Origin of the sequence: Candidatus Brocadia sp. (assembly GCA_021646415.1) — a bacterium.
Lineage (GTDB): Bacteria > Planctomycetota > Brocadiia > Brocadiales > Brocadiaceae > Brocadia.
Genome location: SOEU01000008.1, coordinates 143,750 through 157,354 on the forward strand (window position 1 = coordinate 143,750; position 13,605 = coordinate 157,354).

Genomic DNA, 13,605 nt, shown 5'->3' on the forward strand with positions numbered 1-13,605 from the left:
ATTATAACCCTTTCGCAACAGTAATACCTCTCGTCGCAACAAATGATTTGACGGTAACAAGGTCATGATCATCGCGTGCAACGATCGTTACAACATTAGGCCCTTCCTTCAAAAGGAGGTTTGTATTGATTTCCAGTCGGGCCTGTTCTTTCGGTGTAGGAAATTTATTGGACTTGAAAAAGACCTTGTCGTTATTAATCAACACATAGGCATGTTTCACATAGATATCGTCTTCTATGGCAGCCGCTAGCGGTAACTGATCGTTTCCAAATAATATATTTGATAAGGATTTGCTCAAGGTAATCACAGGTGGCACACGTTGCAGATAAGGTTCTACGGCAGTCGGTTCTGTCCGTGCACCATTCGATTCGACAACCTCTTTTGCCGATACCCACCCGTACCGGTCACCTGGAAGCGTTATGCGGAACCATTCATGGGTTTTTGCATTATATGCCAAACGGGTCCCATCCTTCATCATTGATAATACCGGAGAATCAAAAGACATTCCGCCATACAAAGGAGTATGATTTCTCCGCACCTTTACAAGGCCGGAAGTCTGGGTCATTTTAGACTTGCTTGCTATGACGGGGAAGGTGAGTTTATCGGTTATGAACGTCCCGAAAATCATCTCAGAGATAACCACATCCACACTGAACTTATCCAAATGCATTGTTTCTTTTACAACGAAAGACAGTTTTACCTCTTTTATTTCCCCAGGACTTAATGTCCCTATTTCTGCCCTGCCATTTTTTATAAAAACTTCTTTGTTGCTTAAATCTTTTAAGGTAACTACATTTTTTTCGGCAGCTCCTTCTCCAATATTTTTTACAAGGACAAGCAGATCAATATCCTCTCCACTCTGTATTAATCCATCCCCATTGTTTTTTGAGGAGTTCTTTACCGTATCCAGAATCTGATATGAATAAGCAAAAAGTGGCCTTGGGAGCGCCTCTGTAACAATATTAAATTTGATATCCTTAGGATTACATTTATTTAATTCTTCAAACTTGATAGAGACTTCGTCTTCTCTATCGAGAGAATTTTTGGGGATTTCTATTGTTGTGGAATATGATTTCGTACCTTCCGGTTCTATCTTCCCAAGGATAAACTCGAGCTTGTCGAAGAGTCCGTTTTTGCTCGATGATATACCCCGCAACTGATACAATGGTGTTTCTCCAACGTTTGTCACATTTATGGTAAGAGTAATCTTGTCACCACCCTTTACCCGTCCGTTTGCAGGATTTGTGGAAAAAGAAACATTCGTTTTTGCCGTCCCTGTGCTTATACCGGCAGACCAATCAATATCAAATTTTTGAAGTGCCTGAGCAATTTTCTTTTCTTCCGATCGGGCAGTTTCTTCAATAATGGATGAAGAATTTCGTAAAAATGCTTCCCGCTGCCAGGCAGTTGCGTTTGTGAGTAATTTTTTGGCAAAAATGACATGAAAGTCCGTATTAAAATCCGGCAGCTTATAGGGATCTTCCGCCTCCTCTTCTGCCTCTTCAGTTTTATCCTTTTCTTTAGTTTCTAAATAATACCTGAGTGTGGCAAAAGAAGTTTCATCTTTGCGATGTTCATCGAGATGCTGTTTGAGGTCTTCCTCGCGAAGGGCAACAATCCCCCGGAAGAGGTTGATATTGTCTTTTGCAACGGTTACAGGAACAAGTTTAATATCGGGAGTAATACCAACCGACTGAATATCTGTAGACAAAGGGGTGAGATATTTAGCAATGGTTAATTTTAATGCTGAACCATCCATAAGTTCAATGAGCTGCTGGACAGAACCCTTGCCGAAGCTTCTGTCACCGACAATTATTGCACGGTCGTTTTCCTTAAGCGCCCCGGCAACAATTTCTGCACCCGAGGCGCTTCCGGCATCGACAAGCACCACTATGGGGTAAAGCTCTTCATCTGTATCCGTTTTTCTCGCTTCTTGCACCTCTCTTGGATGGCCACTTGGACCAACCGTAATTACAATAGCACCTTTTCCGAGAAATTTATCGGCAACCTCAATGGCTTGATCCAATAGCCCCCCAGAGTTATTTCTCATGTCGATGATCAACCCTTTTAATTTATTAGTGGATGTTTTCAAACGTTTTAAATGCTCATTCAGACATTGAGAGGTATCATCCTGAAAGTTTCTTATCTTTATATAGCCTAAATCGCCTTCCAGAGATGCGGATTCTACCGTTGGAATAACAATAATTTCACGTTTGAGCGTTACCAGCTTGGGTTGGGTTGTCTTTTCGGTGAAAACTGAGAGCGTAACTTCAGTTCCGGGGTCCCCCCGTAATTTTCCAACGGACTCTGTAAGGTTCATGTTGACCGTTGACTCTCCATCAATTTCGATAATCTTGTCTCCAGCCTTCATGCCAGCCCTTGCTGCCGGAGTACCCTCAATCGGTGATATTACCGTAAGTACGCCTTCCCGTAAACCGACTACCATCCCCAATCCGCCAAACTTACCTGTAGTACCTATCTTAAACTCATTAAACTCCTTGGGTGGCAGGATAACGGAGTGGGGATCCAGTTGTGTAAGCATACCGTTAATTGCAGTATATTCAATGTCACTTGCGGTAAGGGTTTCTATGGGTTGGCGGTTCGTATTAATGAAGGTAAGGGCATCATTGAGAATCTCAACCATATCTTTAGGACGGTGAATTTTAGAAAGATCATATGTTTTTGAAAGATCGTCAACAGCAACCTTTCCTGTGTTGGTACTTTCAGGAAAGTCGACCAAAACTTCCGGTATAATCCTTTCCTCCCACGAAAGTGCCTCTTTGAGCATTTCCGCCGTTTTGATGCGCTCAGGGTCTACATACAATCTATTAACATAGGAACTAACAATCCCTGATAATCGGAACTTGTAATTCGTATCTTCTTTTGCTGCCCGCTTTTCAAACCTGGGTTCCAGACCAAAGGTAGTATTAAAGCTGTTGAAAAGGCAGGAAACAGAAAATAAGGAAAGGAATATTGTCAGCAAATAGTTAAATGTAAATTTTGATTTCATGCGCTGTTCCTTTTGGCAAAAAAATGGTATTCTCGTGATTATTCACAGAAAAAGCAAAATGCCTTTTTTTCTTACATATCAGGCATGGATAAGGGATTTTTTATACTTTTTCTTCTTATAATTCTAAAGTTTTTCTTTTACTCCTAAGTATAAAAAGAGAGGAACTATTTATCAAGGAAATACTCACGGTATAATCTTTCCCATTATAACCGCTTCCCTCGCCCCTGTAACGCCGGGGATATTATTCGGGTTTCCGGAAATTGTTTCATTAGCCAGAATGGCAAAGGCGAGGGCTTCCTTGACGTTTGGTGCAATACCAAAGGTACTGATGGAATGTATTTTCACAGAGGGAGGAAAATATTGCATAAGATATTTTATAAGGGTGGCATTATAGACTCCACCACCTGAAACGATTATTTCAGATATATGATGCTTTGGTAAAATCCACTGCTTGTAACTGTCTGCAATGGTGCGCGCCGTAAACATGGTAACGGTTGCCAGGATATCGAGGCCGTCGATGCCGGAACGTACGGCATCTTTGTGGAGATTGTCTGCAAACTGTCCCCCGAACACTTCCCTTCCTGTAGTCTTTGGGGGAGACTCAACCAGATACGGATGAGCAAGGAGGGCAGCCAAAAGCCTGTCATTCACTGATCCCGCAGCTGCGAGTCTGCCACCTTCATCGAAGTGAGTTGCGTTGTTTGTGACAAGCTCCGTGATACGATCAATCACCATGTTGCCCGGGCCTGTATCGAAGGCGATAACGTCATGAATACCGCAGTCACGAGGCAGGAAGGTAACGTTTGCAATTCCCCCGATATTCTGCAAGGCACGCCCCTTTTCTATATCCCTGAAAAGGAGGAAATCCACATAAGGTACGAGAGGCGCCCCCTGGCCTCCAGCCGCTATATCACCCGGGCGGAAATCAGCAACAGTAGTAACACCGGTTTCATGGGCAATGACAGAAGGCTCACCAATTTGAAGAGTAGAGCGAAGCACGGATCCGGCTTTCCATGTATGATCCCTGACCCCTGACCCTTGCCCCCCAATCCCATTTTCGTACTGAGTTAAAGGTTGCTTCACTATTGAGCCAGGCAAGTGATAGATAGTCTGCCCATGTGAGCCAATAAGGTCAATATCCGTAATAGGAACATGTACCTTGTTCGCAATGGATTTTGCTGCTTCCGCAAAAAGTTTCCCCAGGTAAACATTGAGCTGGCAGACCTTATCTACGGTACCCGTTTCCCGATTGCTGGTTTCAAGGATGGCGTTGCGGGTTGCATCGCGATACGGATAGGTCTCAAAGTCCAGAATGTTTACCTTTGTATCTAATCCATTCCCGGTAATTTCCACAAGGCAGGCATCTATACCATCTGCGGACGTCCCCGACATGAGACCAATAACTCTTTTGGGATCTTTCTGCTGCAACAGCAGGAGTTTATTTAACATTTTTTGGGTTTAGTGGTGCGGGCTGGACCGGCTTTTGTAAAGTTCTGCCTCACGGTCAGCGTCACCCAGCATTCCCTTGGAACGATACAATTCTTCGAGTACCTTGTGTACCTCTACCATATTGGGATTAACCTCGAGTGCCTTTTTGAGAGACCCCTCGGCATTATTGAAGTCCCCCTTTTCTTTATGTACCAGTCCAATGGCATAATGAAAGTCTGCCATGTCTGGACGTACCTCCAATGCCTTTTGCCATACAGAAATAGCGTCATCCATTTTCCCGAGTTTCGTATAGGCAATACCCAAGTTGTAATATATCTCTATTTTTTGCGGGTTAATTTCAATAGCCTTTGTCCATTCTGCAATGGCATCATTGAATTGTGTCTTTTTTGTATAAAGAATACCAAGATTGTATCGTGAATTCACTAAACCCGGATTCAGATCAATGGCTTTACTGAATGATTTGATCGCATCATCCTCCTGTTTCTTGTGGACATACACAAGTCCCAAACCTTCGTGTGCCTCTGCATAATGGGCGTTAATATCAAGGGCTTTTTTGAAAAAAGAGATTGCTTCGTCTGATTTCCCTTTTTTGTTGAGAATATTCCCTTGCCCAACAAGAGCTTCTACCATAGAAGGGTTGATCTCCGATGCCTTTTTGTAAGCAGCAAGAGATTCGTCAAGCATACCTTTTTCATCGTATAAGAGACCCAGATTATAATGGGCCACTGCATCGTTTGGATTGGATTCCAGAAGTCTTTTGTTTCTTTCAATTTCTTCGTCTGCCATGGTTTTCTTATGGACAGAAGGCACTTCTCCCTCAAGCCTGAGAGAAGTAGCGCGTTGGGTTTCAGATTGTGTGTCTGATTCTTTTTTACCACAGCCGAGGTTACTGCTGAAGAGAAACGTTATAACAGGAAGCAATAAGAGAATATAATTTCTAAACTGCACCATAAAAATCCTTTTCTTTAAAATATTTTATAAGGTATCTTAATAAAGGGCATTGATTCCGGATTCCCGCTTTCAGAGGAATGACAATTGTTTTATTATATAGTGTAATGGCTATTCGTCAATCCGAAATTATAAACCGTTAGCGAAAGCAGTTTCATATGCAAAATCACAGTCTAACAAGGGCTTTGGGATTTTTTGATGTCATTTGTTTAGGCATTAATAGCATCGTGGGTGCCGGTATTTTTTTATTACCAGGGCAACTTTCCGGTCTGGCCGGAAGCTATGCTTTATGGATGTTTCCACTATGCGGTATCCTTTGCTTCGCTATTGCCCTGTGCTTTGCAGAAATGGGCGGCATGTATAATAAAACCGGTGGCGCATACCTTTATGCCAAAGATGCCTTTGGCCCATTTGTGGGTTTTTTCGTGGGCTGGATGATATGGCTTTCATCGATCGTTGGCTGGGCATCGGTTGCAAGCGGCTTTGAACTTTATTTGAGATATTTTTTACCAGCAGAAAATGGATGGTTAAGCAAGGCCATCGTTACCATCCTGATTGTAGGGTTAAGTACCATTAACTATTTTGGGGTAAAACCGGGGGCAAGTATTATTAATTTCTTTACTGTGGGAAAACTCATGTCATTGCTCATCTTCATTGGCGTGGGCTTATTTTTTATCAACAAAAATAATTTTTCTTTATCAACTGGAAATGAATGGGAATTCATGAGGAATGAAGGGCTGACAGTATTTTCTCATGAAAATTTTAGTGCTGCTGCGATTATGGCTTTGTATGCCTATACCGGGTTCGAGTTTATCGTAGTACCTGCCGGAGAGATGCGGCATCCCCAAAAGGATATTCCGCGTGTACTGTTTTTAGTACTGATGCTCGTTACCGGTTTGTATGTTACCATTCAGATCGTAGCCACAGGAACGTTCCCCGGACTTGCCTCATCAGACAAACCTTTGGCAGACGCTGCAAGATATTTTATGGGAGAGGCGGGTGGCGTCATTATTGGTACCGGGGCTTTGCTTTCTATTGGAGGTATCAATGCCGGGATTGCCCTGACCAGTCCCCGGAGTCTTTATGTGCTTTCTGTCGATGGATTTCTTCCCCGAATATTTTCCAAAATACATCCGACATATCATACCCCTTATTGGGCTGTTATCGTCAATACGGGTTTAACGCTTGTATTAAGCTTAACAGGCAGTTTCAAATATCTGATTGCGGCAAGTGTTATGGTAAGTATCCTCCAGTATATTCCCACCTGTTTGGCTGTCATTATACTGAGGAGACACAGGCCCGAATGGGAAAGGGGCTATAAGATACCCGGTGGATATGCTATTCCCATTTTAGCGCTGTTGATCTGCGGTTGGTTGATATCCCATGTAGAGACAAAAGTGATAGCGGCAACTGCAGTAGCAATCGTTGTGTCGTTACCGTTTTATTTTAAGAGGAAAAGGGAATGAAACCATTTCTAAAAAAAACTTGAAAATAGCATAAATATTCATGCTAATATATGCAATAAATTTGCGAAGGAAATACATGTCCAGAACAACCATAACATTGCCCAATTCATTGTTGGACGAATTGCTGTCAGAAGTTAAGGCAAAAGGCAAAACCGAGGCCGTTGTAAAAGCCATTAAAGATGAAATACGGATGAAAAAGATGGAAAAAATAAAGGTAATGGCTGGCAAGATGGAATTCACAAAATCCGCAGACAAACTCAGGCATAAAGATGAAAGACTCAGATAAGATTCTGGTTGATACCTCAGCATGGATTGAGTTTTTTAGAAAAAACCCCCCTATTATAAGGTTGTTTTGGAGTTAATAGATAATGCCAGGGTTTGTTGTGCGGGGATTATATTTGCTGAGTTGTTACAGGGTGCAAAGTCCCAAAAGGAGCTTGATGTCTTAAAGGAGTTTTTGTATGTATTTGATTTTCTTCCCGATACTACAGAAATGTGGAGAAAAGCTGACGAATTGTCTTATTTACTCCGGCAGAAAGGCAAGATGGTTGGACTTTCGGACTGTTACATTTCTGTAACTGCAAGTTCAAATAATGCAAAACTTTTAACTCTGGATAGACATTTTGAGGTCATTGGAAAAGAAACCGGGTTGAATTTATATGAATTTTAAGCACTCATTTGATCATGATAAGGATTTTACAGATATTACTCGTTAGTGCACTGGCGGTTATCACTTTTCTCAATTCACTCGACAATGCCTTTGTCTACGACGATGTCTTTACCATCACCAATAATTATTTCATCAGAGATTGGGGAAATTTTCCGGTCTTATTTACCAACGATTATTTCAGCAGTTCGGGAGAAGTAACCTATCGCCCTGTCGTTACTCTTTCCTATTTCATTGATTATTCGATATGGAATCTCAACCCACTGGGGTTTCACCTCACCAATATTATACTCCATACAATGAGTGCGGTACTTGTTTACACGTTACTTTCTATCATTACCAGGAACAGTGCCGTTTCATTTCTGACGGGTATCTTATTTGCTTCTCACCCGGTATTAACGGAGGCGGTAAATGCAATTAGTTACCGTGAGGACCTCTTAGCCGCTGTCTTTTTTCTTGTTTCCTTTTTGTTATTTATTCAATCAACATTCCGAAATCCGCAATCTAAAATCCGCACTTACCTGTATCCCCTTTCCCTATTTTCATACCTTTTGGCATTGTGTTCTAAAGAAATGGCTATTACCTTACCTTTGATTATCTGCGTTTTTGACTGGGTCTTTGATGGCACCGGAAGGATAAAGAAAAATATCATCAAATTGTATTTGGGGTTTCTCTTTGTGAGCGTTTTTTATCTTTTTTTAAGATTCGTATGGCTTCACAATCCTGTAGAGAAACAGTTGATGTATCCCGGCAATAGCTTTCTGGTAAACCTGCTAACCATGCCAAAGATTCTTGGTTCATATATAAAACTATTATTCCTTCCCGTCTGTTTTAATGCTGACTATATTGTACCGCACACCCAAAACCCGCTTGCCGCAACTTTTATTTGTAGCATTGCGCTCTTGAGCGCGATCGGGGTAATTACCTATAAATTTTATAATCATGCAAAGCATCTGTTTTTTTTTATCCTCTGGTTTTTCATTACCCTGGTTCCCACCATGAATATCATTCCTATAGCCAACATTATGGCCGAGAGATACCTTTATCTCCCTTCGGTAGGATTTTGTATGGTCCTATCTTGCATCTTGATAAGCATCCCGAAATGGGTGCGCCCTTTTATTTCATGGGAAAATGGGAGTCTTGGCATCCTAATATCAAATGCTCCTATCCGCTCAAATCCTAATCCCCGCAAGGCGCTTTCCCTATTCACAACATGCCTGACAGTAATCCTTGCTGTCCTTTATTCACTCTCCGCAATGAAGAGAAATGAAATCTGGAGGGACCAGCGTACGTTCTGGTCAAAAACCATAGAGGCATCACCTGATAGTTCCAGGGCCCGTAATAATCTGGGTATGATTTACCTTCAGGAAGGTAAAACTGATTTAGCAATTCGTGAGTTTCAGGCGGCAATAGCTATTGAGCCAGATCCTGAGTATCATCACAATTTAGGAATGGCTTACCAGAAGAAGGGCTGGAGAGAAGAAGCACTGGGAGAATACCATCATGTTTTAGCAATAAATCCTAACTCAGCCATTACCCATAATAATATGGGTAATATCTACATTGACAAAGGACTTCTTGATGAAGGAATTTTGAAATTCAAAAGGGCTCTTCTATTAAAACCAAATTATTACGACGCACACTTTAATCTTGGGCTTGCTTATTTCAAAAAGGGGCTTTTCGACGCCTCGATGGATGAATTTAAGCTAGCCATCCATTATGAACCAGATCATGCCGAAGCGCATAGTTGTCTGGGTACAGTCTATGCCAATAGGGGACTATTCGACAAAGCAATTATGGAAATTGAGGAGGCCTTGCGACTAAGACCCGATTATCCCAATGCTTACAAAAATCTGGGAATAATCTATCTCAATCACAAAAGGGATGTTCAAAAGGCTTTATACTTTTTCAATGAATTCCTGAGACTCGACCCAAAGAATGTGGAAGCGGATGCGGTAAGAAAGACTATTGAAGAACTTCAGGCGTCACGCTAAAAACCGTTTACAGTGCAGGTTTTTAAAAAGCGCACAGAGTTACAGAGCCACAACGAAACAGACGTAGTATGCAATAAACAGTTGGCGGTTGGCAATAAAAGTGCCACCTTCTGTCAACTACTTACTCTGCCTACTGCCAACTTGAGCGTGCAAATCGAATAGTTTGTGCTAAATGTGGTACTTTTTTTGTGCTTTCTGGAATAGCAATTCAATTTCCTTCTTTCTCTGTTCAAATCCCTTTTTGCCAAGCATCGCAAAGGCATTGATCTTTCCTGCCTCAACGCCGACTTGACCAAAGGCATTTTGCGTTATAAAACTTTCCTCCATAATTCGAGATAAAGACTTTTATAAGTTTAAATTCCCGTTAAACAGCAGACGTTTATCGACCTTATTTCTCAATTCCTCTTCATCCAGGGCAAAGCAAGGGCTAATCTCGATTAAGCCAATAACATTGCCTTGAGAGTCTGTAGGAATAGAAACGCCTGCATCTCGCAGCCAACGTCCAAACAGATTAACCATATCTTGTTGCGATGCAGCAGGGGAGTTTTCCCCCTCCATGTTTTTTACGGGGGAAAACTCATCTTCCCGAGGAACTTCCATAATCACACTTTTCTGTACGTATTTTAGTATATCAAAGATAAAGCTCTCAAATTTAATGGCATTATTTTCCTTGGGATCGATCATGCCGCCATCTTCACCCAGGTATGGTACCTTTTTTATTGCAGCATGATATGGGAGAGACTCTCCTTTCTGATATACTTTTTCAAGGAAATCAATATTCATCATGTGCACTGCAATGTTCCCGGCATTGTATTTCAATGTGCCATCTTCATTTTTTGCATACATATCCTTTTGGCTTAGTTCGCTGTATTCAATCATGTGTAAATGACCATCAATATGTACTACAATTCCTACCTTCTCTTCAGGTTGTCTTTTTTTAACCACTTTTAATGATATATCTGCCTCATCTCTCAAATGAAATCCAACGAAAACGGGATCGGCAATTTTTATTAAAACGTTGTCGATCTGATGATAGAAGATATTTTTAATACCGCGACTCTTCATATCATCAAGAATGCCCTTTCCTTTAAGGGCAACAAGTACTCCGCCGTGACCATTAGGGCTCATTATGATATTTGATCTTGAATCCATAAGTAAATTCCCTTGAAAATCCACGACGGGAAGCATTCCTTGTGTGAAAAAGCATACCTGTTGGGGTTCTAATCCGAAGAAATTATGAGATTTGAAAAAATTTTGCGTTACAGAGTCGTTTTTTTCGCTGGTCATGATGTACCATGGAATCCTGGTGTTGTATCTTTTCTGAGCTGCAATTATTTTTTCTGCATGAAGTTGGAAAATACTCTTTCTGCTAACTGGTGCGACGGGAAATGTTCCTTTCGGCCCATTGATTCCTAATCTTGTCCCATCCCCACCGGCGACCGTAAGGATAGCAACCTCTCCTTTCCGTAAAGAACCTTCGCCAATCCGTTTTGCCCTTTGTGCAATTTCTTTTTCAGCATCATTTTTAGGAATAGTTATAATTTGTGGTGGAATTAAATTACTTCGACTTGTTTGTGTGGTTTTCATTACTGCATCATTGAAGATCTTCTTTACAAGGAGAAAGTCAATAGAGGATATCTGGATGAGCAGATTCTCCTTTTCTGAAGGGGTTATTTCGTCCCACCATTTGAAGATATGGGCTTGCCCTGCTTCAAAGGCATTCTTAATACAGCTTTTATAGGTCGGATATGCTTTTTCCAGCGCTTTTCTATTCGTGGTTTCGTTATTAACGGGAGGTTCAATGAGAGAATTAGGAAGCTTCATGAGTACTTCTCCTGATAACGAGTTAATAAGACAAATATAACTATCTGATTTTTTATTGAATATCTATGTTTTATCATCTTTTCTTTCGTGTTGTAATCACCTTTAGCTTCTTGTGGTTTTATTAATAGCTCACTTTTTCAAAAAGTCCACAAGATAAAATTAAAATCTTTGACTTATATGACCGGAGAGGTATTAAAAAGTTTTTGGTGATCAGGGAAATTATCGGCAAAAATTCTAAGATTTTTATAAGAATGATTATAGGTTTGAAATATTTACAGCTAAACGCAAAATACCTTTTGCAAATATCCTTTAAACAAAAAAGCCTTACTGCAAAGATATTTATAAAAACATCTCCGGCAGCAAGGCTATCTTACAGCACATCCTTGTACGTTTAAAGACCCTTTACTTTGCGCCCCCTGATCGCTCAGGGTTTGCCTTTGTCGTAATGTCTCTTTACATTTTAAAACTTGCTATTTTATATCATTTATAAAATCATATGTCAAATAAAAATTTAAACACTTTCAATCGTAGGACTGATTTGTTTAACCCAACGGGTAATTTAACCAAAAAGGGGTTGTACTTCATTTCCACACCCCTTTTTGCGAGCCAAAGGTTGAATAGGTCAATTCATAATTTGATGCATTATATCTAATTTCTCACGAACGGCAAGAATTTTTATATCAATGAAATGACGAGGAGCATAAAGATACCTTTCACCTGAAAATACCTCCTGTGCTGTCATATGAGCCCTTCGCTTTTTGTCATTTTCACTGTCCTTTGTGAGCCAGAGGCTCATATTTCGTAACTATTCAGCGAAAATATTTTAGAATTTACTTGACACTCAATTTGAGAAAAGTAGGCAGTCGGTATGGTTGGAGGTATATAGGGCTGTAAATGCGGCCGCCATAGTCCATCGGAAGCCTTTGCAAAGAGGGATGTGGGGTTTGTTCAGCCAGAGAATTCCATACTTTTGTGGTGCGGTATAGAGTGAAAGAAATGGGTGAAAAAGCCTGTGGTATAATAGCCGCAGTAGGAGATTTGAAGCTTTTACTACAGGTATTATCATCCATTGACGATAGAGAATATAGACATAGATGCAACGCTCCAGAAGGTAGAGAAGCTTCTTTCGGAGGAGAAAGGGTTGTCACCGGCGATGAGGTCAATGGTAGAGTTATTGGTGTTGGTGATAACTCTGCTGGTGGGACGTCTTAACCGGAACAGTCGCAACAGCAGCAAGCCGCCCGCAAGCGACCCGAATCGCAAGAGAGAAAGCAGGGCGAAGGGGGAGAGAAAGGCGGGTGGGCAAAAGGGACGTGAAGGGGTGACGCTGGAAAAGGTTGGTAAGCCTGATAAGGTGGAAGTAATAAAAGTAGACCGGAGGAGGTATCCGCGCAGCAAATACAAGTTGGTAGGTTACGAAGCGCGCCAAGTGTTTGATATAAAGATTTCAAGGGTAGTAACGGAGTATCGAGCAGAAATAGTTGAGGACGCAGAGGGGAATCGGTTTGTAGCGTCATTTCCGGAAGGGGTAACAAAGGCGGTGCAGTATGGGCCGGATTTGAAAGCGCATGCAGTATATATGTCGCAGTATCAATTGATCCCCTACAAGAGGATCCAGGAGTATTTTGAAGAGCAGATGGGGATACCGCTGAGCGAAGGCTCTCTTTACAACTTTAACAAGGAGGCCTACGAGTTTCTGGAAGCTTTCGAGGGGAAAAGGGAGCGGGTAAGAAGGACAAAGGCACGGAATCTCCTGGAACGATTACGGGAGTATGAAGGTGATGTGCTGAGGTTTATGGACAACAAAAACGTTCCCTTCACGAATAATTTGGCTGAAAACGATATCAGGATGACGAAGGTTCAGCAGAAAATATCGGGCTGTTTTCGTTCTCTGGACGGAGCGAAGATTTTCTGCCGCATTCGTAGTTATCTCTCGAGCTGTCGAAAACAAGGGGTAAATTTGAGCAAGGCATTACAGATGTTATTCCGTGGCGAATTGCCTGATTTTGCCCGCTCGTAGCGGCAGTAGGTGAAAATACGCTGAATAGTTACTCAAAAACACCCCTGCCTCAATATTGCCATTGGTTACTGGCCCTAGTATATTGACTTTTTAATAACGAAACATATAATATGATGTATGAGACAAACCGAAATACATCTTACCGAAGAGGATAAGGCGGAACTGAAGGCCTTTCGTTCGAAGGGGCAGCACATGGCCAGGGAAATCAACCGGGCGCACATTTTATT

Annotated in this window: 8 protein-coding genes, 1 pseudogene and 1 riboswitch; of the genes and pseudogenes, 5 read left to right on the forward strand and 4 right to left on the reverse strand. The window is 41.5% G+C overall.

The genetic code is table 11. The features are described from left to right. Position 1 precedes the first annotated feature (1 nt). From E3K36_08625 to E3K36_08635, 3 genes are all read right to left on the reverse strand, one after another. Positions 2–3,010 carry a PDZ domain-containing protein gene (locus tag E3K36_08625; protein ID MCF6155303.1) on the reverse strand — a complete coding sequence of 1,003 codons (3,009 nt, stop codon included), beginning with the start codon at positions 3,008–3,010 and terminating at the stop codon, positions 2–4. Positions 3,011–3,193: 183 nt separating this feature from the next. Then, complete coding sequence (locus E3K36_08630; GenBank protein ID MCF6155304.1) at positions 3,194–4,459, reverse strand: anhydro-N-acetylmuramic acid kinase; 1,266 nt, start codon at positions 4,457–4,459, stop codon at positions 3,194–3,196. A 9-nt stretch (positions 4,460–4,468) separates the two neighbouring features. Then, the gene (locus E3K36_08635) at positions 4,469–5,410 is read right to left on the reverse strand and encodes a tetratricopeptide repeat protein (protein MCF6155305.1); all 942 of its coding nucleotides are present in this window, start codon (positions 5,408–5,410) and stop codon (positions 4,469–4,471) included. A gap of 155 nt (positions 5,411–5,565) precedes the next feature. On the opposite strand from E3K36_08635, the gene E3K36_08640 reads away from it, so the two are divergent. From E3K36_08640 to E3K36_08655, 4 genes and pseudogenes are all read left to right on the forward strand, one after another. Beyond that, a complete protein-coding gene (locus tag E3K36_08640) occupies positions 5,566–6,873 on the forward strand; it encodes an amino acid permease (protein ID MCF6155306.1) in 1,308 nt (435 codons plus the stop codon). Positions 6,874–6,949: 76 nt separating this feature from the next. After that, positions 6,950–7,159 (forward strand): DUF2191 domain-containing protein, encoded by a 210-nt coding sequence (locus E3K36_08645; GenBank protein ID MCF6155307.1) that lies wholly within the window; start codon positions 6,950–6,952, stop codon positions 7,157–7,159. Next, positions 7,143–7,543, forward strand: a pseudogene (locus E3K36_08650) (PIN domain nuclease). Before E3K36_08645 ends, E3K36_08650 begins: the two are co-directional and overlap by 17 nt. Positions 7,544–7,557: 14 nt before the next feature. Further along, a complete protein-coding gene (locus tag E3K36_08655) occupies positions 7,558–9,534 on the forward strand; it encodes a tetratricopeptide repeat protein (protein MCF6155308.1) in 1,977 nt (658 codons plus the stop codon). Between the two features lie 345 nt (positions 9,535–9,879). Here the strand turns inward: E3K36_08655 and E3K36_08660 are convergent, their stop codons facing one another. Further along, entirely contained in the window at positions 9,880–11,358 is a 1,479-nt protein-coding gene (locus tag E3K36_08660) for a UDPGP type 1 family protein (protein ID MCF6155309.1), read from the reverse strand. Between the two features lie 352 nt (positions 11,359–11,710). After that, positions 11,711–11,804: riboswitch (cyclic di-GMP riboswitch) on the reverse strand. 623 nt (positions 11,805–12,427) lie between these two features. On the opposite strand from E3K36_08660, the gene E3K36_08665 reads away from it, so the two are divergent. Then, positions 12,428–13,378, forward strand: a complete 951-nt coding sequence (locus tag E3K36_08665; protein ID MCF6155310.1) for a hypothetical protein — start codon at positions 12,428–12,430, stop codon at positions 13,376–13,378. The last annotated feature ends 227 nt before the right edge of the window (positions 13,379–13,605 follow it).